The 19,967-nt window shown below is 42.9% G+C and carries 17 protein-coding genes, 1 tRNA gene and 1 pseudogene; 5 read left to right on the plus strand and 14 right to left on the minus strand.

Annotated elements, in window-relative coordinates; all coding sequences use genetic code 11:
- The 3 genes and pseudogenes from A1232T_RS14440 to A1232T_RS09480 form a co-directional block, all read left to right on the plus strand.
- A pseudogene (locus A1232T_RS14440) lies at window positions 1-82 on the plus strand (RNA-guided endonuclease TnpB family protein); the annotation flags it as partial.
- Between the two features lie 160 nt (window positions 83-242).
- Entirely contained in the window at window positions 243-1,781 is a 1,539-nt protein-coding gene (locus A1232T_RS09475; RefSeq protein WP_077449184.1) for a protein adenylyltransferase SelO, read from the plus strand.
- Between the two features lie 273 nt (window positions 1,782-2,054).
- A complete protein-coding gene (locus A1232T_RS09480) occupies window positions 2,055-4,394 on the plus strand; it encodes an NADP-dependent malic enzyme (RefSeq protein ID WP_077449185.1) in 2,340 nt (779 codons plus the stop codon).
- 129 nt (window positions 4,395-4,523) lie between these two features.
- Here A1232T_RS09480 and A1232T_RS09485 read toward each other — a convergent pair whose 3' ends face one another.
- Window positions 4,524-5,174, minus strand: coding sequence for a BLUF domain-containing protein (locus A1232T_RS09485; RefSeq protein ID WP_077449186.1), 651 nt, complete (start codon window positions 5,172-5,174; stop codon window positions 4,524-4,526).
- Between the two features lie 194 nt (window positions 5,175-5,368).
- On the opposite strand from A1232T_RS09485, the gene A1232T_RS09490 reads away from it, so the two are divergent.
- Together A1232T_RS09490 and A1232T_RS09495 are read left to right on the plus strand one after the other, a co-directional pair.
- Window positions 5,369-6,580 carry a tRNA nucleotidyltransferase/poly(A) polymerase-related protein gene (locus A1232T_RS09490; protein ID WP_077449187.1) on the plus strand — a complete coding sequence of 404 codons (1,212 nt, stop codon included), beginning with the start codon at window positions 5,369-5,371 and terminating at the stop codon, window positions 6,578-6,580.
- Window positions 6,581-6,675: 95 nt separating this feature from the next.
- A tRNA-Ile gene (locus tag A1232T_RS09495) sits at window positions 6,676-6,752 on the plus strand.
- Window positions 6,753-6,862: 110 nt separating this feature from the next.
- Here the strand turns inward: A1232T_RS09495 and A1232T_RS09500 are convergent.
- From A1232T_RS09500 to A1232T_RS09560, 13 genes are all read right to left on the minus strand, one after another.
- Entirely contained in the window at window positions 6,863-7,426 is a 564-nt protein-coding gene (locus A1232T_RS09500; protein WP_244152445.1) for a M15 family metallopeptidase, read from the minus strand.
- Between the two features lie 55 nt (window positions 7,427-7,481).
- Window positions 7,482-7,874: a hypothetical protein gene (locus A1232T_RS09505; RefSeq protein WP_077449188.1), complete on the minus strand. Its 393-nt coding sequence runs from the start codon at window positions 7,872-7,874 to the stop codon at window positions 7,482-7,484.
- A 164-nt stretch (window positions 7,875-8,038) separates the two neighbouring features.
- Window positions 8,039-10,399: a hypothetical protein gene (locus A1232T_RS09510; RefSeq protein WP_077449189.1), complete on the minus strand. Its 2,361-nt coding sequence runs from the start codon at window positions 10,397-10,399 to the stop codon at window positions 8,039-8,041.
- Between the two features lie 115 nt (window positions 10,400-10,514).
- Window positions 10,515-11,519 carry a hypothetical protein gene (locus tag A1232T_RS09515; RefSeq protein WP_077449190.1) on the minus strand — a complete coding sequence of 335 codons (1,005 nt, stop codon included), beginning with the start codon at window positions 11,517-11,519 and terminating at the stop codon, window positions 10,515-10,517.
- 133 nt (window positions 11,520-11,652) lie between these two features.
- The gene (locus A1232T_RS09520; RefSeq protein WP_077449191.1) at window positions 11,653-13,839 is read right to left on the minus strand and encodes a hypothetical protein; all 2,187 of its coding nucleotides are present in this window, start codon (window positions 13,837-13,839) and stop codon (window positions 11,653-11,655) included.
- Between the two features lie 11 nt (window positions 13,840-13,850).
- Window positions 13,851-14,783, minus strand: coding sequence for a hypothetical protein (locus A1232T_RS09525; RefSeq protein ID WP_077449192.1), 933 nt, complete (start codon window positions 14,781-14,783; stop codon window positions 13,851-13,853).
- A 10-nt stretch (window positions 14,784-14,793) separates the two neighbouring features.
- Window positions 14,794-16,431: a hypothetical protein gene (locus A1232T_RS09530; protein ID WP_077449193.1), complete on the minus strand. Its 1,638-nt coding sequence runs from the start codon at window positions 16,429-16,431 to the stop codon at window positions 14,794-14,796.
- Complete coding sequence (locus A1232T_RS09535) at window positions 16,431-17,039, minus strand: hypothetical protein (protein WP_077449194.1); 609 nt, start codon at window positions 17,037-17,039, stop codon at window positions 16,431-16,433. Before A1232T_RS09535 ends, A1232T_RS09530 begins: the two co-directional genes overlap by 1 nt.
- 1 nt (window position 17,040) lies before the next feature.
- The gene (locus A1232T_RS09540; RefSeq protein WP_077449195.1) at window positions 17,041-17,466 is read right to left on the minus strand and encodes a hypothetical protein; all 426 of its coding nucleotides are present in this window, start codon (window positions 17,464-17,466) and stop codon (window positions 17,041-17,043) included.
- Between the two features lie 5 nt (window positions 17,467-17,471).
- Window positions 17,472-17,768: a hypothetical protein gene (locus tag A1232T_RS09545; protein WP_077449196.1), complete on the minus strand. Its 297-nt coding sequence runs from the start codon at window positions 17,766-17,768 to the stop codon at window positions 17,472-17,474.
- A gap of 7 nt (window positions 17,769-17,775) precedes the next feature.
- The gene (locus tag A1232T_RS09550; RefSeq protein WP_077449197.1) at window positions 17,776-18,147 is read right to left on the minus strand and encodes a hypothetical protein; all 372 of its coding nucleotides are present in this window, start codon (window positions 18,145-18,147) and stop codon (window positions 17,776-17,778) included.
- Complete coding sequence (locus A1232T_RS09555) at window positions 18,134-19,552, minus strand: packaged DNA stabilization protein (protein WP_077449198.1); 1,419 nt, start codon at window positions 19,550-19,552, stop codon at window positions 18,134-18,136. The genes A1232T_RS09550 and A1232T_RS09555 overlap by 14 nt, the downstream gene beginning before the upstream one ends.
- A gap of 1 nt (window position 19,553) precedes the next feature.
- Window positions 19,554-19,964 (minus strand): packaged DNA stabilization gp4 family protein, encoded by a 411-nt coding sequence (locus tag A1232T_RS09560; protein ID WP_077449199.1) that lies wholly within the window; start codon window positions 19,962-19,964, stop codon window positions 19,554-19,556.
- Window positions 19,965-19,967: the final 3 nt, after the last annotated feature.

The following is a 19,967-nucleotide window of genomic DNA, read 5'->3' on the forward strand; positions in this document are numbered from 1 at the left end:
GCATGATAGAGATATCAATGCTGCTAAGAACATCCTTGCGGTCGGGCTTGACCGTCTAGCTGTAGGAATCCCCTCGGTTTAGCGAGGGGAGGAGGTCAAAAATCCATCAACAACATTCAAACCACAGTCGCTTAACCCATGATTTGATATAATCAAAAGTCATTAAAGCTCTGCAAATTTAACTATAGCCAACAACCTCTTTTTCAAAAAAAAGCCATACCTCACATAAAAAAGCCAAAATTATGAATTATCAAAACAGTTACGTCACCTTAGATCCCCGCCTTTATAACCGACAGCCACCTACCGCCTTAAGTAATCCAAGAGCAGGACACTTTAATCCGCTGGTTGCTAAGCGCTTAGGCTGGGATGAAGATCCAGATTTAATAGAAAATTGGGTTGAGATATTATCGGGTAACTATGTGCCTGAAGAGTTTGATCCTTTGGCTATGGCTTATGCGGGTCATCAGTTTGGTCAATGGGCCGGACAACTTGGTGATGGTCGCGGGCTACTGATGGCTCAAGTTATTGATAAACAAGGTGAGCTTACAGACTTACATTTAAAAGGGGCTGGCTTGACACCCTACTCTAGAATGGGAGATGGCCGAGCTGTATTACGTAGCACAATTCGAGAATATTTGTGTGGTCATGCCATGTCTTGTCTGGGTATCCGTTCCTCTAGCTCTTTAGGCTTCGTTACCTCCGATACCTCAGTTAGACGGGAGACAGTAGAGCAAGGTGCGGCACTGATGCGGGTAGCAGATACCCACATTCGCTTAGGTCATGTTGAATGGATCGCAAGCTTCGCTCCTGACTTATTGCCAAGCTTTACCCAGTATATGATAGAGGCTTATTACCCTGAGCTAACCACGTCACAGACTCCGGTCGCTGACTTTATCACGGAAGTAGTGACCTGTACCGCTACCATGATTGCCGATTGGCAATTGATTGGCTTTGCTCATGGGGTTATGAATACTGACAACTTATCCATCACTGGCACTACGTTAGATTATGGCCCATTTGGCTTCTTAGAAAGATTTGACCCTGCTTGGATTAACAACCACTCAGATTATTCAGGCCGTTATGCATATCAAAATCAGCCAGCTATTGGTCATTGGAACCTAAATGTATGGATGATGCATTTTATGCAACTGTCTGGCAAAGCTTTGTTTAATGACAATAAAGAGACCCTAAGCCGCGAAGTCTTGGCTCAGTGTCTGGCCAAATACGAGACAAGCTTTATGTCGCACTATCAACAAGGCATCTGTAAAAAACTAGGTCTGCCTTGGGATAGCCTAACAGGTAATGATTCAATAACCGAAGTGGTTAACGAGACGTTGAAATTGGCTTTTGAGCTTCTAGAATTTATGGAAACCAATAAGCTGGACTATACCAATAGCTTTAGAGCCTTAATTGCGATCATTGATAGTGACAGCAATCCTTATGAAGCCGGACTATTAAAAGCAATAGATGCCGAATTAGATGCTGAGCAACAAACCATTTGGGCTCAGTGGCAACAGCGCTATCTAACTCATCTTGAATCAATAAATGCAAATAAATCTGAGGTCGTTAAATATCTCAAAGACACCAACCCAGTTTATGTATTACGCAATAGCATGGCGCAGCGTGCCATTACTAAAGCTGAGTCAGGGGACTTTAGTGAGGTAGATAGATTGTTCCAGCTACTAACCACGCCCCACAAACAACATGAAAAAGCAACCGCTGAGGATACTACTGCCCCAGATAAAGAGGCAAAACCTTTAATCATCAGCTGTTCATCATAATTATCTTGGGCTTTGCCAAATATTTTTCATGTAAAAAACTGTGATTAAAGCCTGTAATACAAGATATATACTCTGAGAATCTGTATAATCACCCTATTACTGACGCAATAGACAATTCTAAACATTGCACACGTCATTAATAACGTTAATAATATTTAGTGACTAACCCCCTAAAATTAGTATCGTAAAATGCTAATATATAGGGGTCAAATGCCACAAATTTGAGTCTCCCGTTTGCGGATTTCCTTTTTCTAAAGATAATTGGTCTTAAACATGAGCGATAACACTTCTAATTCAAACACCACTGAAATTAACGACATCAATTCGATGAATAAAGAGCAATTCGAGCAGTCCGCCCTGCATTACCACGAGCACCCTATCCCAGGTAAAATCTCAGTCACTCCTACTAAGCAAATTGCTAACCAACACGATTTAGCTCTGGCTTATTCTCCAGGTGTGGCGGTTCCTTGTTTGGAAATCCAAAGAGACCCAAAACTTGCAGCAAAATACACTGCTCGTAATAACCTAGTGGGTGTTATTACCAACGGTACAGCTGTATTGGGCCTAGGTAATATTGGTCCATTAGCTTCAAAGCCAGTAATGGAAGGTAAAGGCGTTCTATTCAAAAGATTCGCGGGTATTGATGTATTCGATATTGAAGTTGCTCAAAACGATCCTGACAAGTTCATTGAAGCGGTAGCCTCTCTTGAGCCAACCTTTGGTGGTATTAACTTAGAAGACATTAAAGCCCCAGAATGTTTCAAAATCGAGCGCGAATTACGTAAGCGCATGAACATTCCTGTGTTCCATGATGACCAACATGGTACTTCAATTATTGTTGGTGCTGCTTTAATCAACGCCCTACAACTTATTGATAAAAAAATTGAAGACATCAAAGTAGTTTGTTCTGGTGCTGGTGCTGCAGCTATTTCTTGCTTAGATTTAATTTGTGCCCTAGGCGTGCAGAAATCTAACATCTTCGTTTCAGACTCACGCGGTATCATCTCAACCAAACGTGACAACTTAGATGAAAGCAAACAGCGTTATGCTCGTGACACAGATGCCACTAGCCTTGATGATGTAATGGATGATGTGGATATGTTCCTAGGCTTATCAATGCCAGGTATCCTAACACCAGATATGATCAAGCGTATGGCTCGTGATCCAATTATCTTTGCACTAGCTAACCCTACTCCAGAAATTATGCCTGAGTTGGCTCATTCTGTTCGTGATGACGTTATCATGGCAACAGGTCGTTCAGACTATCCAAACCAGGTAAACAACGCTCTTTGTTTCCCTTATATCTTCCGTGGTGCTCTTGATGTGGGTGCAACGACAGTAAACGAAGAGATGAAGATTGCTTGTGTACACGCTATTGCAGCAATGGCGCACGTAGAAGCAACCCCTCTACAAGGTCAGAAGTACATTGATACTAGCAAGAGCTTTGGTAGAGAGTATCTAATTCCTGGTCCGCTCGAGCCAAACCTAATTATTGAAATCGCTCCTGCCGTTGCTAAAGCAGCGATGGATTCAGGCGTAGCAACCTTGCCTATCGAAGACTTTGATGCCTATCGTCAGAAGCTTTCGGCGTTCGTTTATAACTCAGCCTTCGTTATGAAGCCTTTATTCGCTCGTGCGAAAGAAGATCCAAAACGTATTGTGTACTGTGAAGGTGAAGATCCAGACGTATTACGTGCGGTACAGGTAGTGGTAGACGAAGGTCTAGCTAAACCTATCTTAGTCGGTCGCCCAAGTGTTATTGAGTCACAAATCAATGCCTTAAACCTACGTCTAAAAGCAGGTTCTAACATCGAAATCGTTAACCAAGATGACGATCCTCGTTACAAAGAGTACTGGCAGCACTACTACGAGAAGAACAAACGTAAGGGCGTAAGTGTTGAACTTGCTCGCCGTGATGTTCGCCGTAAAACCACTCTAATTGGTTCATTATTGGTAGAAAAAGGCGCTGCTGATGGTATGATTTGTGGTACCTTCAGTTACTATAACCTACACCTAAACTTTGTAGAAAGAGTGATTGGTAAGTCAGAAGGGGTTAATAACTTCTACTCAATGAACGCGGTGTTAATGCAAAACCGTAACCTATTCATTGCTGACACTTACATCCATGAAGACCCAACTGCTGAACAATTGGCTGAAATGACTATCTTGGCAGTAGATCAAATGCGCCGCTTCGGTATCACGCCTCGCGTTGCTCTACTTTCACACTCAAACTTCGGTACCTCTAACCGTGATAGTGCGGTTAAAATGCGTAAAGTATACGAACTATTGACTGAAATGAACGTAGACTTTGAGTTTGATGGTGAAATGCATGGTGATGCGGCATTAGATGACCGTATCCGTGCCCAAGACTTGCCAGCCAGTGTCTTAAATGGCCCTGCTAACCTATTGATTATGCCAACCATGGATGCGGCTAACATTGCCTTCAACCTATTGAAGACAGCGACTGGCAGTGCCACCATTGGTCCAATCTTATTGGGTGCAAGCAAACCAGTTCATATCTTAACCCCATCAGCTACTGCTCGTCGTATTGTTAACATGACCGCTTTAGCAGTAACTGAAGCTCAAGATATCGAAGCAAATAACGCTGAGTAAATAGCCAAATAACCTTTGCTTATTACTCAATAAAAAAGCCAGCGCAATGCTGGCTTTTTTTATGCTTTAAATTTTAATATAGGTCACTTGGATTCGTTAACTATATAGATGAGCCCTAAACAGTTTTGACTAAATGATTGCGTTCATCCGCAAAACACCCAACAATACAGCCAGCACCAAGACCAATAAGAAAGCGTGCAATAACGTTGAATCTAAAATAGAGACTACCTGAGCATTGGGGTCTCGCACAATATTATAGCTTTTTTGCTGCGCCTCATAGCTTTGATTCACATCATCGAACTTACGCATGATCTCTAAAAAATGTTCAAGAAACCATTCAGACCACTCTAAAGGTTTAAAAGGGATAAACTTCATTAGTTCAGGTGACTGGGCTTGTATTGTCCCTTTACACCACAAACTTTCATCTAAGCTCAAGCTACGCATACGCCAATCATCAAAGCTATAATGCTCAATAGGCTTTAATAAATTAACCCTAAGTTTTTTATGTCTTTTATCTTGAAATATTCTGTCCATTAAGGGCAGCAGTGCCTGCTTGGTACCTTCTAAGCACTGTAAAAAGTATTTTTGATTATTACAAAGCATGCCCTTAATATTATTTTTGCGGTTATAGTCTTCAGAGTGAGTACGAATATGCTCAAATAGCAAGGGGTCTGGCAAGGCTTGTTTACTAATATTACTTACATACACCAGTCTAATTAAGGTGGTATCATTAAACTCATTCATGGCTTTTTTCAAGTGATCATAGCTTGAAATCATCATTTACTTAAACTCCGTTATGGCTCATTACTCAAAGCATTTATTGAAAGGCTTTGCATTATAACAAACTGGTCCATTTAACGGCTGTATAATTTAGCATATATTAAAATTCACATTTTTTAAATGTTAGCTTAAAAACAAATAGGGTTTAATTTTACCCATAAAAAATCCGTATAGACAAGGTATTGAGGAAGGTTATGCAGGTATACATGGTTGGGGGCGCAGTTCGCGATAAATTGCTCAAAAGAGCTTATACTGATAAAGATTTCGTGGTAGTCGGTGCCACACCGGAGCAGATGCTACAGGCAGGCTTTATTCAGGTAGGTGACGACTTCCCAGTATTTCTGCACCCCAAAACTAAAGAAGAATATGCGCTGGCTCGTACAGAACGTAAATCTGGAAAGGGCTACAAAGGCTTTGAAGTCTATGCTTCACCTGAAGTGACTATCGAAGAAGATTTATTACGCCGCGACCTAACCATTAATGCTATGGCCATTGAAGTCAAAGGATTAATGGATGACACCCCCATCACAGGAGAGGTTGTTGACCCTTATAACGGTCAGCAAGATATCAAAGACAAGGTCTTACGCCATGTATCCGAAGCCTTTAGCGAAGACCCCCTTAGAGTATTAAGAATCGCCCGATTTTATGGCAGGTTTTATGACCCAAAACTTGAGCAGGATAAAAATGAGCATAACTTCATTGTTGCCCCAGAAACCATAGCTTTAATTGGGAAAATCAATGATAGTGATGAGCTTAAACATTTAACTGCTGAGCGAGTATGGCAAGAAACCAGTCGCGCCTTACTACAAAACTCACCTCAAGCTTATATCGACTGTCTGATGAAAGTCGGCTCCCTCCCCCATGTTATGCCTAATTTGGCTGAGGCTTTAAGCAATAATTCTACTAAAGACTTGGTATTTGGTGCTTTGCAGATAGCTGGCCAGCAGAACTTTAACTTGGCTCAACGCTGGGCTATTTTGATGTTAGCGTTTACCACAGAACCCATGGATCAACTAGAAAGCTCAGTCAATTTAGAGGGGTGTCAATCTTGGTTAGCAGAAGCCAAAGCCTTAGCCCAGTTATTGAAAGTGCCTAAAAAGATTGCCCAGTTTGCACAGGCTTATATCACGTGTTATCCGTATTTGACACACTATGCTCAGCTTACAGCAGAAGACATTGCCAAACTTATTACTATAACTAAAGCGGATAAAAGCGAGCTTGAGCTTAGTGAGTTGTTACAAGTACACAAGGTGGTTCAACTTAGCTATCAGCAGCTGCAATTTAGCAAGTATATTCAGGCCTTTAAGGCCATTACCATTAATGATGTGGATGAGGGTTTAAAAGGCAGTGCCATTGGTGAGGCCATACATCAAGCTAGAGTTGAGGCGATTGCCAAAATTAAATAAAAAACTGTCACAAATTTAGCGAGTTACGCTTGCAAAATTATATTTTTCAGGTAATATAATGCGTCTAATAAAGCTGATTAAACAGCTTGTTATCAGGGCTCATAGCTCAGTTGGTTAGAGCAGAGGACTCATAATCCTTTGGTCGCTGGTTCGAGTCCAGCTGGGCCCACCAGTTAATACATTGATATCAAAGGCTTTCAGACTACTGAGAGCCTTTTTTATTGTCTGCTATTTTTATGAGTACTCAAAAAGTACCCCAATAGTACCCGCCGTTGCTATTTTTTACTTCCACGGCAACTGCCAGTGGGGGCCATCTTTAAAGCTAGTCCAGTCCCCGCCCCACTCTACACGAATGTTTAGCTCCTTGGCTGCCTGCTTCACTGCTTTAGCAAGCGGATAGTAGTCATTCCAATCCCAAGATACAGCACCGTTCTTAATTGGTGCGATATCGACAGCATCGCCAGTCAAGTGTCGGCTATTCATTGTCTTAGATTTGCCATTTGCTACCAGCCACTTTTGACGCTGAATGTCACGCTTGCCTTCTAAAACAACAAAATCAATCGGAGTAATCTCAATCGCTCTTTTAATTAGTCGCTGAAGCTCTGGCTTAGTAGTGTGCAGTCGCTCTAAGCTTTTAGCTGATAGCTTGTAGTTACTACCGGTTGTCGGCTCCAATTTTTCTTGAGTTGCATCAACGCCCTGATGCTGCTTACAGTGATTCGCTGCCTCTACCATCGCATAAAATGCAGCCTGGCTCATATTGCCCCAAACACCGTCTACTTCACCATCGTAAAATCCATTGTGCTTTAAAGTAGCTTGCAGATTCTTAACTGTCGCTTCTTTCATTTTTTTCTCCAGACGTAAAAAAGCCCCAATCAAGGGGCCAGTTAGTTGGTAATCACTACTTGCTGATTATTGCGAGTGCTGCGTCTTTAATCTCTTTGATTACTGCTGACAAGGGCTTACCTTGCATCAATGCTACAGACTGATAAACAATACCAATCGCTAACATGCCAAAGACGGCCCATAGCAACATGATTGCTCCATGTGTCATGACGCTATATTTTTGATAGTCCATGAGCTCGATATGCGCTGCACCGCCAAAGAGCGAAACAGTTACTGCTATGGTGAACTTGATAATAACCGACATATTGACCTGTATTTTTCCGTCTTTGCCGATGTCTCCGCTCAGCATCAGACCAAAAATAGCACCAATAACGGCTGCAAAAACCTTAGGCAAGAATGCCAAAAGCTTTAGTAAAATGATATCCCAGAAGGGTGTATTATTTGGCATTGGATCTCCTAAATTTTGATAATAAAAAACCCTCAAAAGAGGGTTTCCATGTTGGTTGCACAAAAAAGCCAGACACGAAGTCTGGCTAATTCGTAAAAGACATTTAGAAGCGGTATTGCCCCTGCTAATTTTTAACGATAAAAGATTTCTATTGCATGTATAACCTAATCGTAACCCCCCCACATCGTACAGTTTTGATAATACCCAGTTGTTCGTCCGCCCAAAACCCGACTAGAAGGGTTATCAATTGACGTTGCTGTACCAGAAATATTAGTATTAGTCACTATGTTTTGGGCAACTGCCCCATCAACTAACTTCCCAACAATACTTGCTGTATGTGACGCTTGCGTGTCAGCAGGAGGTAAAGAAGGGTCTCCCCAATCTTTGTTATCCTTAGGAATTGTAAGAATACTGTTTATACGTTTGTAGTAACCTTCCGAGTGGATGTTTTTAGCCACCGCCAGGTAGCCATTAGCAGCACAGTAATCTAAACCTCGTCTTAATGTGATGCCACTAAAACTTACACGATCAACTAAATCAGACTCAGTAAAGTTTTTAAGCAATTGGGATTTATCAACAATAGCGCGTAAACCATCAATATCAATATTTCCTTTATGAAAACTATTGAGTGAAAATGATGAGTATGCACCAGACGTGTTTGTTGTTTCAAATACATTTACTAATGTTAAATTCCGTATCTTCACATCCCCTTGTGGTGGCTTATTTCCTGGAGATATACTAAATGGACGTTTAGAGTTTTTAAAAGTTACATTATTAATTTCTAATCTACGCCCATTTGCACTGAATCCACAATAACTAAATTCGGTATTATTGAGGAACAAGCCACCCTCTTCTGCGAAGTCAGATATTAAATCGTGTGCATTTGAGTGGTAGCAGTACGTCTCTTTTTCCTCTTTATTCCCTATTATCTTACAACTATTAAAAGTCCAGTGACCTATAGATGACATAATTAACGCCCACGGATATCCCTTTTTATTCGCATTAACGGCGTGTTTATGACTCGCATCAATCGTACAATCGGTGAATACTGCTTGCCCCCAAGTACCTCCTAGTATGCCGTTTATAGCTTTAGCAAATAAACAATTAGTGAATGAGACATTTAAAACGTGATACTGGGCATATCCAGTTGTAGGTTCAATATCTAAGCAAACCCTTGGGTTAATTCCATCATGTACGTAACCACCGCCTGTAATATCACAGTTAACAAAACTGACATTATTTCCTGCCGCTAATGTAAGAGTGTTTCTAAACGCATCTGTAAGATTGCAGTTGACAAACTTACAACTCAAAGGGTAGTCACCAGCATCGTTTGTCAACTCAAACGGTCTACGATATCGCAAGCATAAACAGTCAATAACAGCATTCACAGAGTCAACGTTAAGCATTCGCAATTGCGGTAAGCCGCATACATGAAAATTGTAACTTCGCCACTCTTGTGTAGGTTTTGTTCTGGCGTGCCCATTCCCATCAACCTTTAAGTTCATGAATGTTATTTCACTAACAAACTCTGGTTGGATATGGAATATACCGTAACCATTTTTGTCAGTCGGAGAATTATCACAATTCTTGATTAGCGAGCTAGAACCTGCTCCATAGATTACACATGGAAAGTCAATACGTTCAAAATACCCGTAAGTTCTGTACGTCCCTTCTGGAAAATAGATAGAACCACCTCCTGCATTTCTCACGTAAATAATAGCTTTGTTTATGGCTAAACCGTCTGCTGTCTGCTGGGTTATCTTTGAAGGCTGACTTACATAATCAGAGTTGTAATTAGTATCGTATAACTCCTGTTTATCATCTCCTATTGCTCCAAACATAGTTACATCGAGCAACTGGTAACTCCTTACCCACCCATTTATAACAGTTCCACCATTATTAACACTAGATTTTGAGCTATCATAAGTAAAATAACCCCCGCCCTTTCCAAGACCTGCATGGTATGACTTAACATAAACCCGTAGTCCGTTTTTAGGATTTTTAATAGTGGATAAGTCAGCGATTGACTCTAAGCCTTTATTTATAGTTCGCTGTGACAAAGAGCTGTCAACAACAACAAATGTATCAGCTAAAACGCCACCCTCGACTGCTGTGCTGTTGATGGCATCGTTGGTTATATTTGTAGCAATCTGTCTAGCTATATCAGCCGAGCCAATAATAGCTGTATTAATCTGCTCAATAACATCATCATTCCAGCTATTGCGCATCATCGCGCCTTTGTAGAACACTTTGCGGCCATAACTATCAAGGACCTTTACACTGTAAATCAACTCTTTAGCATGAGGCTCTACCATATCGCCTTTGTCGTAAAGATAACCGCCTTTGGTGTGAACTGGCTGTGCTAGCGGCTTGGTCAGCGCATCATCACTAAATAAATTAATAGGATAAAACTCGGGGTCTTTATCTTGCTCTCCAAAGTAAACAACGCCCTTATCAAGCGGGCGACCTGTACTATCGCCCATGTATAAATGCGGGGTAACGCTTAAAGGGGTGCGTAATGCCATGTTAATCTCCAAAATTTAGGCAAAAAAATACCCGCGCATGGCGGGATTGTGGGCATTAAAAAACCGCCTCGATGGGCGGTGTTTGTTGATGTGGTTGAGGTTCAGATATTACTGGTTATTCACTATCATGTTCCAAAATATCGGATTCAGGAGTTGGAACCACGTAAGGGTTATCGATAATAACTTCGGGCGCTGGTGTTGGTCTTGCGCTTGAGTAATCAGGACGCGGCGTGGCGCCTAGCGCATCTATGCTCAATCGCAGGTTTTCATCTCTTTTATCCATATCTTTAAGTCTTTTGTCCCTCATAGCTTTGGTTATTCTAGGTATATCAGAATCGGTATCCAAGCCAAACTCCCTCCCTACTACATAAACAGGATTTGGTGAGCCGCTAATATCATAACCTGTAATCATATAGTTGAGAGTCCCTTTGAAATTCTCATTTGCAAGCAACTCTTTCATAATAGATTTGTCAGAAAGCCCTTTATCCTTTAGCTCTTGGATTACTTTCTCAACTTGGGACCTAGATATAACTTTTGGTTTTGTTAGATAGTGTTTTTTTCTTAAGTTGTACTCCTCAGGAGTTAGCTTCCCTAGTTTTTTATCGCAATCCAGCTCTTTCAATGTGATCCTTAGTCGCTCCTCATCGCTTAAATTATTCCAAGGAGTGATATCTTCTCTCAACTTGTTAGCGCGATCTACAACAGTATAACCTGCATCAAAATAGAAGTCGTTAACATCAATCTGCTTTAACTTGATGTAACTTGGAATGCATTTCTCTAAGTGCTCAAGGTGATCATCAATATAAATATCGTCGTTTCGATAAATCAAATCAACAAAGTCACTCGCAGCTGTATTTATGAGCGTTGAATTGGATTCTAAGAAAACTTTTTCGGCTTTTCTTCTTTTCTCCTGATTGTAATAATTGACAGCACTAGCAAAAGTTATTATCAGGATGACCAGTAACAATAAAACCCAAAAAACCTTGTAAATATACCAAATTGCAGGTGCTTTAATCTTTAGGTATTGACCAAACCGCCAAAGGCTTTTTGCCAAATAGCCCAGCAGCACTAAAGCTAGGATGCCGGCAACAACTCCGATGATTAATAGTAAATACTCCATACTTCGACCTTTAAAAAGTGGATAGCACTAGTTATTTTTCTAACGCTATCATATTCCCGATGTTTATCTCATTACAGAATATTTACTATAATACCCATTAAAGCAATATAACCAAAACTACAGGATACAGCAATTAGAAAGACTGTAGCGACTTGCTATCCTGCTCGCTTACTCTGGTGCCTGCTACACGTTCGGCAGTGTCACGACCCTTTTTCGAGCCTGACGACGATGCGAGTTTAGTAGCAATTTTCATGATGTTGTCAAACGCTGCCTTTTGCGTAGGTGGCAACTCGCTGGCTGCTAACAATAGGTTTTTTCCTGCGCGAGTGGTTAGTAGGGTCTTAGCAAGGAATGCGATACCTGCACCCGTTGCAGCGGTTGTTGGACTAGCAATAGCGGTCGCTGCAATACCAATATCAGTCGCTCGCACACCAGTGGGCGGATTCATTTTAAACGAACCTGCGCGTTCAACGTGACGCATAAGCTTCACAAAACCATCCATTTCTTTTTTGGCTTCACCGGTAAATATTTTACTGTAAGGCTCTGATAGCCTTTCAAATTCACCGGCAAACTTAGCAGGACTAAAGGATTCGCTTGTTTCATGCCACGCCTTATCCATCGCCTTCTCTGCCATGCGTAAGCGCAATGCATCACGACCTTTTGGATCTAAGCTACCTACTAATATTTGCGCATTATCGCCTTTACCAGCCTTTGAGAATTTATCGTATATTTCATCAGGTTTGTTTGTCTTAATGGCTGATTCAATAGACTTGTCTGTATTGGCGATGGCTTTAGCGTAGAACTTGTCCGCCTTATTGTACGCCTCTTTAACCTTCCCTCCTGATGTGGCGGCGAAATTATCAAGGTCTTTAGTAACCGCTTGTCTTGCATTGCTAAACACGCTTGACGCGAAGTTATCCGCTTTACCTGTTGGGTTGCCATACTCGTCGGCTAGATTGCCAAGTTTAGATCGTAACTCACGAATATTCTTGAATGTCAGCGGCCTTGCTACATCATCAAGGTTTTCAAGCATTTCGGACACCTCCCTAACCACTACCTTGTTAGGTGATATTGAAGAATTTTGCTCGTCAAGCACCTTTGTTAAAGCGGCTCTTGTGTTTGATACATCGACAATATCATTACCTGTTTTTTCAACTTCCTTGGCCACGTTGCTATATAGGTTTTTTGCTATCTGCTTTTTACGCCATTTCGTAACCTCTAGGCTCGCTTGAATAACTTTGTCACTATCATCGCCTGCATTGTTGATAACGCCTAAAACGCGCTTAGCGTTAGGGTCGCCCGCATTGGCTGCCTTCTCAATCTTAGCGACGGCTTTAAAGTCAGTAGCATTCATTGTGTCTTTTAATTTCTTAACAACCTTTTTAGATGCTTTTTCGGTTGCTTTTGCCTGACCTTCCATAAATTTGCTGTTACCGACTACGGGCAAGCGATTTAGATGGGATTCAGTATTCTGAAGAACACCTTTTCCTACTAGATCCCCTGGCGATGTCGGTACGTTATACTTTTTACCCAAATTATCGACTTCTTGGTATTTAGGTTTAAGTTTACCAGTTTTGACGTTTGCAGCTTTACCGGCGACCTTTGATAGACCTGCACCGACCACTTCGCCACCTAGTTGCCCTACACCCGCACCCAATGCGCCCAAACCCATTTTATATAGGCGTTCTTCGTTGTTGTCCGCTCTACCTAAAGCCGCAACACCTGCGCCTCTTACCCCTTGTTCTACTGCTCTTGCAGTTCTTGTGGCACCCCCTGCACCAACCATATAAAGCGGCAATGTCGCAGCTATTTCTGTGCCTCCTTTTACCCAGTCGCCACCAGTGCGATTAGCAGCAAGACGAGACCTATCTGCTCGCGCGTTAAGCTCATCGTTGGCCGCATTGGTTCTTGCTAACGCATTCGTATCAATATTGGTGCCAAAGACTTTATTGATACCTTTGCCAAGCCCGTCTGCTACCATATCGTTGAGCTGAAACAAGCCCACGGTCGAGTTAGCAAGACCGGCTTTGGCACTAGCTGCATAAGACTTAGCTTTGTCGAGAACGGTTGCGTTTTTATTGGCTGAGCCTTGCTGCGAGTTGCCTTTCACTTGTGTAATATCTAAGCCGAAAAACCTGGCAGCTTCTTCTCTGGCGTCAGGTGACTCGTTATCTTCATAACGACTAATCAAGGTGCGTACATTATTACCTAGACCGTCTTTGCGTCTTACAAACTCGTCAAAAATTTGCTTGTCAGTCATGCCGGTGGCACGCTTAGCCTTGATTACTCTAACGACTTTTTCTTTTGGTATCTTTGCCATAGTATCACCTGTTAGGTTTGCCACTCTTGCGGTTCAAGCTCTGGCATTGCTGTTTGTTGTACTGTCTGTAATTGCTCGGGAGGCATAAATTCAGGCGGTTTAAACGCCGGCGCTTTAAACTCTTGCTCTAGCGGCTCGCTATTCCATTCAGGCGGTTTAAATCCTGTTGGCTGTATATCGCTAGGCGGATTAATATCACCGCCTGTCTGCCACTTGGGAGGATTAAACGATGGTGCAACTGGTGCGCCTTTAAGTGCTTCCGGTGATTGCCATGATGGGGCTGTAAAAGTAGGTTTAGCAACTTTTAATTCCGATGCAGGTCTAAAAGATGGTGCTTGAAATGTTGGCTGCTGCGCTTGAGCCTGATAGTTAGTTTTACCGCCTAACATACCGGCAAGCGTGTTTAAATGACCCCTGCGCCTATTATCGTGTTTTCTCCAGTCAAACGCTGTACGACCACCGCCCTTCGCTTTAATAGTGTCTTGACCATAAGCCCATACGATGTAATGCTTGCCAAGCTCTCTAGCGTAAACATCTGGATTTGCATTTGGGTTGTTCCAAAAGTTTTTAAGCTTACCTGCATAACGAGGGCTCTTCATTTCTCTAACGCTAAATGCCGCCTGTGCGTTGAGATTGGCTTGATTTTGAGCCATGACGCCATTTTTCATGACGCCATTTTTAACCAAGTAATCCTCAAGCATTTTGTCACGCCCTTGATTCCATGACAGCATACCAAGATTGCGAATTGGCTTGCCGCCTTTAGTTGCAGCAGGGTCGGTATGATTGCCAAACAATGTGCCAGCACTAAAGCTGTTCTCGCGCCCTACCTCAGCCGTCACCGCTAACGCCTGATTATGTGACAACCCTGCGTTGCGATAAGCCTTGTAAACCGCCACATTAAGCGGCGTACCGTCCGGTAACTTACTACCTTTATATGCTGCCATAGATCACCACCTAAAATAAATCATTGGTTTTTACAGGTTTATTTTTCTTAGCTGCTTCACCTTTTGGACCCGCATTAGACAGCATAGTGTTAGTCACCTGCCTACGGTTAGCAGCTTTCTGCTTAATAACCGCCTCGCTGTCGCCGATTTGCGGGAAGTATTGTTTATCAGCGCTTTCAAATTCATCTTTACCAATAGCTGCACCCGATTCTTTACGTAGTACGGCATTAATGAAGTTGCGCTTAGCTTGCTCATACTTCTTGAAGTCCTCTGAGCCGGCTTTAGGGATTACTCTTGCCAATAGGTTACCGCCTTTAATATCCCAAGTGTCGTTTTTTGCCTCTAAGTTTTCTAGTATCTTATTGGCTGTCTGCATACGCTTGCCGTACATTAGTGCGTTTGCCTGCGATTCATTTAGCGGCTTATCAGCAACACTTGGTTTGGATATCATCGGCTTACCGTTGGTGTCTAAGACGGGCTTCCACTGCCCTTGTTTGTTAAAAAGCAGAACTCGACCATCAGGCATAACCTTTTGCGTAAATTCATTGCTGCTTAACTGAGCTTTTTGTTCTGCCAAATATGCTTGCAGCTCCCTTGATTGTCTTGCGGTTTCAGCTTGCATGTCTACACCGTATCGTGCGGTCTCCGCCTGAATTCCGGCCCTGTTTGTGGCTGAATCTTGCGAGTAGGTATTACGATCAGTTTCGGCATTTTCTTTGTAGATAGTTTCGGGGTTGATGCCTTTGGTCATTGTTCCAAGTGTGCTAACTCCGCCTGTCTGTGGGTCGAACGTATTAACAGTGATACCGTCGCCTACATCAATGTATTTAACATCAGGCAATAACTTATCAATAATATCAGGATTGCCGCGCGCCAACCGTCTAAGCGTTGCCACTGCTTCCTCGCCGTCACCTGATACAGATTCAAGCAAGCTATTATATTTCTCTGGTGTAATTAACCCTGAATCATAAGCCGTGTCTATCATTTCCATAAATGTGTTGGGGTCGTCTGTCAGTGCAGCGGTAGAGATTAGCTTATTAACGCCACCTGCTGCATTAACACGATCAACCATCGTTTTGGCTTGCGTTGCTGCTCTATCGACTGGCGCGGCGTCTTCTGCAATATCAGCATCAACAAAAGATTTATAGCCGGACACCGCTTTATCACCCGCTAACACTGCATAATTCATCTGCATTGCTCTCTTTGCACCTTGCGGGTCCCGAGCCATCCATGCTGCCATTTGCGAGTATTCTTCTGCTTTTTCTTCATTGCCTGCGTCACGATAAGCGTTTGCTTTATCGCGCATATTTTGGACAGCAATATCAGGACGGTCGCTGCTCAATGCCGATATAGACGTACTCATATCATAGAGCAGGGCTTGTTGTTCTTTTTGCTCAAGCGCATCGTAGTAGTCTTTTGCGCCTTTAGTGTATTCAGGAAATTGCGCTACTATTCTAGCGATAGCGCTTTTATCATTCCAATCAATCGTTTCAAGCGCCTGTTGCGCTGCAATCTTACGCGCCTGTTCTGCTTGTTGGGATTTGAGTAGGTCGCTATTTTGGCGTAGCGTTTGACCTTGACTGTAAGCACCTAAGATATTATCAAAAGGGCTTGCCATGCCTTGTAAGTAACTTTGTGCTAGTTGCATTAGAAGAACCCCTTAAATCCTGCTAGTCCAAAACCAGTGTTCAGTACGCCGCCTAGCAATCCACTATTAACCTGACCTTTAGCTAACTGATACCCTGCTTGAGCCTGACCAATATCTTGATAGCCTTGCGCAATGTTATTACCAAACTGTAAGGCATTACCACCAAGACCTGCTGCTGCGCTTTGACCATTACTAGCCACGCCTGATAGGTTTTGTAATTGCTGATTGACGTTATTAAATAACATATTCGAGCGATTATCTGCCAAGGCTTCCTGGAAGTTTCCGCCGCGCAATCCACCAGTCGCTGCTGCGTTTTGTAATAGCGCGTTTTCTGCTTGCTGATATTGCGATTTAAAGAATGGGCTGTTTTCAATGTTTCTGATAGCGACTTGTTGCTTATCAAAGCCGTTTAATCCTAGTAAGTCTTGCTGACCGCTCAGCCCTTGCCGCCCTGCTTGGACATAAGGGTTCATGAGCTGTTGCATAATATCAAACTGGCGGCGCTGTTCCTCCATGCCTTGCTGTGTTGCTTGCTGCTGCGCTTTACTGGCGTTCTTTGCGGCTGTTTTACCCGTTATACTGTCAAAACCTTTTTTAATAAATCCCATGTCACACCTCGCAATAAAATAGCCGTTCTAGTGGCTTAAATTTGTTTTTGATTAAAAAGCTATCAATCGGTGAAGTATCACGGCTTGACGCATACCAAAAATTTACGCCAATCTCTTTTAAATGCGAGCGTATGTCATCGATAAACTCTGAGCTATTACCGCGATATTCAGGCTTAACCCATAACACATCTGTTTGAGCATCAAGCAAGGCTTCGTTACGCATAGATGTAGAAACGAATATCAAGGCCACTCCTTTGATAACATCGCCATCAAACCATAGCATTGGCTTTAATACCCCTGCCTCATCAATGTTGATGTAATATTGAATCGGTATCTCAACCGGCTGCGGCTCAAGATGCAGCATATCAAGCATCATTGCTGTAATTTCCGTCTGATATTCTGCGAATTTAACCTGCCTGACTGCCATGGCAATTACTCCGTAATTTCAACAACTGTGATCAGTACGTTGGCACCCTCACCTGTCATGGTTAATGGCTCGTCTTTGACCAATTGCTGATTAAATAGCGAGCTGATAACCTCGGTTGCACCTGCTGTAATGGTTTTCTTGATCATTGATTTACCGCTAACTTCAATCGTTAAATCGATAGGCTCAGCGGTCGGATTATGAATGGTTAAGGCTCGAATCTGTGCGTCAGTCTTTGGTAGATAGACGGTATTGCTTTCGGCTGCCAAAGTGATATTTGCAGCCTGTTTGTTAATTAGTTTCATATATCACCTAAATTGGCATGAGTTGAATAGGGCAGTCTTGATAGTTGCCGACTGGTTGCAGTTGATTATTTTGCTCGATTGATACATTGACCGCGTTTAATGCGTCTGATTGCTCTTGTGGTACGCTCACAGCGTTTAATTGTGGTGCAAGGTCGCTTACTAGCTGTTGAGCGATAGCGGTTGACTGTGTGGCAATCTGTGCGGCTTGTTCTGCTTGTTCTGTTGCTCGCTCAATCCTGATAAGGATATCTTCCATTTCTTGCGGCGTGCGCTCAGCCATGTTCTGACTGTTTTCCAATGCCGCGATTGCTTGCGGGTTATTGTCCGTCATCTTGGCTAGAACATCGCGCGGGATTTTATATACTTTATTGACCGCCATTACCGTAAGCCTCCACGTCTGCCTCAATCGCTGTAAAGCTCGCTAGGGAGTCATCACAGCCACGAAATCGCAAGCCAATCGCCTGCCTAAACATACCAATAGCTCGTAGCCAAATAATGCGCTTGTTGTACTGCCCGCGCATACCTTGCCGATGCAATCGCTCGTTTGACCATGTTAAACCGTCCTTTGTCCACGATAAGAATACCTTTGGGTCAGGCATATCATTTGTGCGCCCAGTTAAGCCGACAAGCTCAATTGATTTGATTTGTCCTGCTTGACCGCCGTTATAAATAAAGGTTGTGTCAATCTGCCAACAAACTGGCTCACCGTAGTGGCTTGATAGCTTGTTGCTAAGCACGCCTACGTTACTGTTAAACCTATCGCCAACTATCCACTTGTTATAGCACCACACATGATTAATGGCTCGATACGCGCCCTTGCCATCAGTTGATGATGACAGCTCGAACCAAATAGGTTGCTGCATGATTTGAGTGGCTGCAAAATCAAACACTAGCGTTCTGTTGGGCAGATGTAGATATAAATGCTGGTGCATCTCTTGCTCTTTAGCTTCAAGCACAATGGTCGCTAGTTGTGCGTCGCTATACTCTGAGATAATGCGCTCAATCTCACGAGTGGCAATCTTTGATAGACCGCCATTAGCACCAAGATAAACACTGCAAGGCTCATTTTTACCACTGCCAACAAACGCGAATGACTGAGCAAACAAGCATTTGCCTTGCGTGCTTATGAGCCCTTTGGTCATCATCGCCCCATCGACACGGGCAAACGCAAAACCCGCGCTGCCTGTGTTGCTAAATACTTCGATGGTATAGCGGTTTAAAACGACAAGCTCATTGCGGACTTTCATCAAGCCAACAATCGGATCAGGGTCTGCTTCACTTGAGCCGTACTTTGTTGGGCTAACTTGCGTAGGGTCGTTTAATTCCGTTTGGATAATAAACTCACCATCGGTTGTGACAAAATAACCATCAATCCACTCAACATCGACCACGGCGCCAAGATTGGCGTTAGTGACTTGCTCAAGTTTATTGTCTTTTAGGTAGTAAAGTTTGCCACCACTTGATATGCCTAATCGGTCAAACGAGTAAGCAAAGCTGCATTGCTCACTACCTGATACCGTGCCAATACTTGTGCAATGCCCCTGTTCATCAATGCGCCATAGCGTTGATCCGATAACACGATAACAAACGCCGTTCCAATTAATACCGCCTCTATCAATGCCGCCTTTCTCCATGTCACAAAACAACGCGATACCATCTGCCTTGCGTAGATAGCCGTTAGCGATACCGTTCTGTTTTGGCACTGGCACAAGGTTAAGCGGGTATGACGTGCGATAATCCGCCGTTACATCAGTATAGATGCCGTTTACAATAGGGATTTGCATATCACCACCTTACCTTATTACCCACGCCATAAAACCAGTTTTCTTCGCGTTCAGTGACTTTTGGTATCTTTTGATAGCGTGTCAATAATGCGTTATAAGCGTCGTCAGCTTGATTAAGTAGCAACACTGGCGGCGTCTTTCCAAACAAGCTACAGATGCGTAATGCGAGCTTATGAGCAATGCCGCTAATGGCGTCACGCTTAATGCCTGCTAAATCGCCTAAATAGCTTTCGGTTACGTCCTCGGCAAAAAGATAACCAAAGTCGTAGTTATCCGTTTGTAGCTCTGCCATCATGTCATCGAGCGTCTGTAGAATGTCTTGCTCGTCCTCGGGCGCGTCATCCAACTCAAAGCCCGACATGGATAAGAGTTTGAACGCCCTGTCAACAATATCGCGCTTTGTGATGTTCATAAT

Origin of the sequence: Psychrobacter pasteurii, assembly GCF_900162815.1 — a bacterium.
GTDB classification, from domain to species: domain Bacteria; phylum Pseudomonadota; class Gammaproteobacteria; order Pseudomonadales; family Moraxellaceae; genus Psychrobacter; species Psychrobacter pasteurii.

Bases quoted from the DNA above. Each gene is read 5' to 3' on its own strand.
- A1232T_RS09475 (WP_077449184.1), top strand. From the start codon at position 243: ATGAATTATCAAAACAGTTACGTCACCTTAGATCCCCGCCTTTATAAC.
- A1232T_RS09480 (WP_077449185.1), top strand. From the start codon at position 2,055: ATGAGCGATAACACTTCTAATTCAAACACCACTGAAATTAACGACATC.
- A1232T_RS09485 (WP_077449186.1), bottom strand. From the start codon at position 5,174: ATGATGATTTCAAGCTATGATCACTTGAAAAAAGCCATGAATGAGTTT.
- A1232T_RS09490 (WP_077449187.1), top strand. From the start codon at position 5,369: ATGCAGGTATACATGGTTGGGGGCGCAGTTCGCGATAAATTGCTCAAA.
- A1232T_RS09500 (WP_244152445.1), bottom strand. From the start codon at position 7,426: ATGAAAGAAGCGACAGTTAAGAATCTGCAAGCTACTTTAAAGCACAAT.
- A1232T_RS09505 (WP_077449188.1), bottom strand. From the start codon at position 7,874: ATGCCAAATAATACACCCTTCTGGGATATCATTTTACTAAAGCTTTTG.
- A1232T_RS09510 (WP_077449189.1), bottom strand. From the start codon at position 10,399: ATGGCATTACGCACCCCTTTAAGCGTTACCCCGCATTTATACATGGGC.
- A1232T_RS09515 (WP_077449190.1), bottom strand. From the start codon at position 11,519: ATGGAGTATTTACTATTAATCATCGGAGTTGTTGCCGGCATCCTAGCT.
- A1232T_RS09520 (WP_077449191.1), bottom strand. From the start codon at position 13,839: ATGGCAAAGATACCAAAAGAAAAAGTCGTTAGAGTAATCAAGGCTAAG.
- A1232T_RS09525 (WP_077449192.1), bottom strand. From the start codon at position 14,783: ATGGCAGCATATAAAGGTAGTAAGTTACCGGACGGTACGCCGCTTAAT.
- A1232T_RS09530 (WP_077449193.1), bottom strand. From the start codon at position 16,431: ATGCAACTAGCACAAAGTTACTTACAAGGCATGGCAAGCCCTTTTGAT.
- A1232T_RS09535 (WP_077449194.1), bottom strand. From the start codon at position 17,039: ATGGGATTTATTAAAAAAGGTTTTGACAGTATAACGGGTAAAACAGCC.
- A1232T_RS09540 (WP_077449195.1), bottom strand. From the start codon at position 17,466: ATGGCAGTCAGGCAGGTTAAATTCGCAGAATATCAGACGGAAATTACA.
- A1232T_RS09545 (WP_077449196.1), bottom strand. From the start codon at position 17,768: ATGAAACTAATTAACAAACAGGCTGCAAATATCACTTTGGCAGCCGAA.
- A1232T_RS09550 (WP_077449197.1), bottom strand. From the start codon at position 18,147: ATGGCGGTCAATAAAGTATATAAAATCCCGCGCGATGTTCTAGCCAAG.
- A1232T_RS09555 (WP_077449198.1), bottom strand. From the start codon at position 19,552: ATGCAAATCCCTATTGTAAACGGCATCTATACTGATGTAACGGCGGAT.
- A1232T_RS09560 (WP_077449199.1), bottom strand. From the start codon at position 19,964: ATGAACATCACAAAGCGCGATATTGTTGACAGGGCGTTCAAACTCTTA.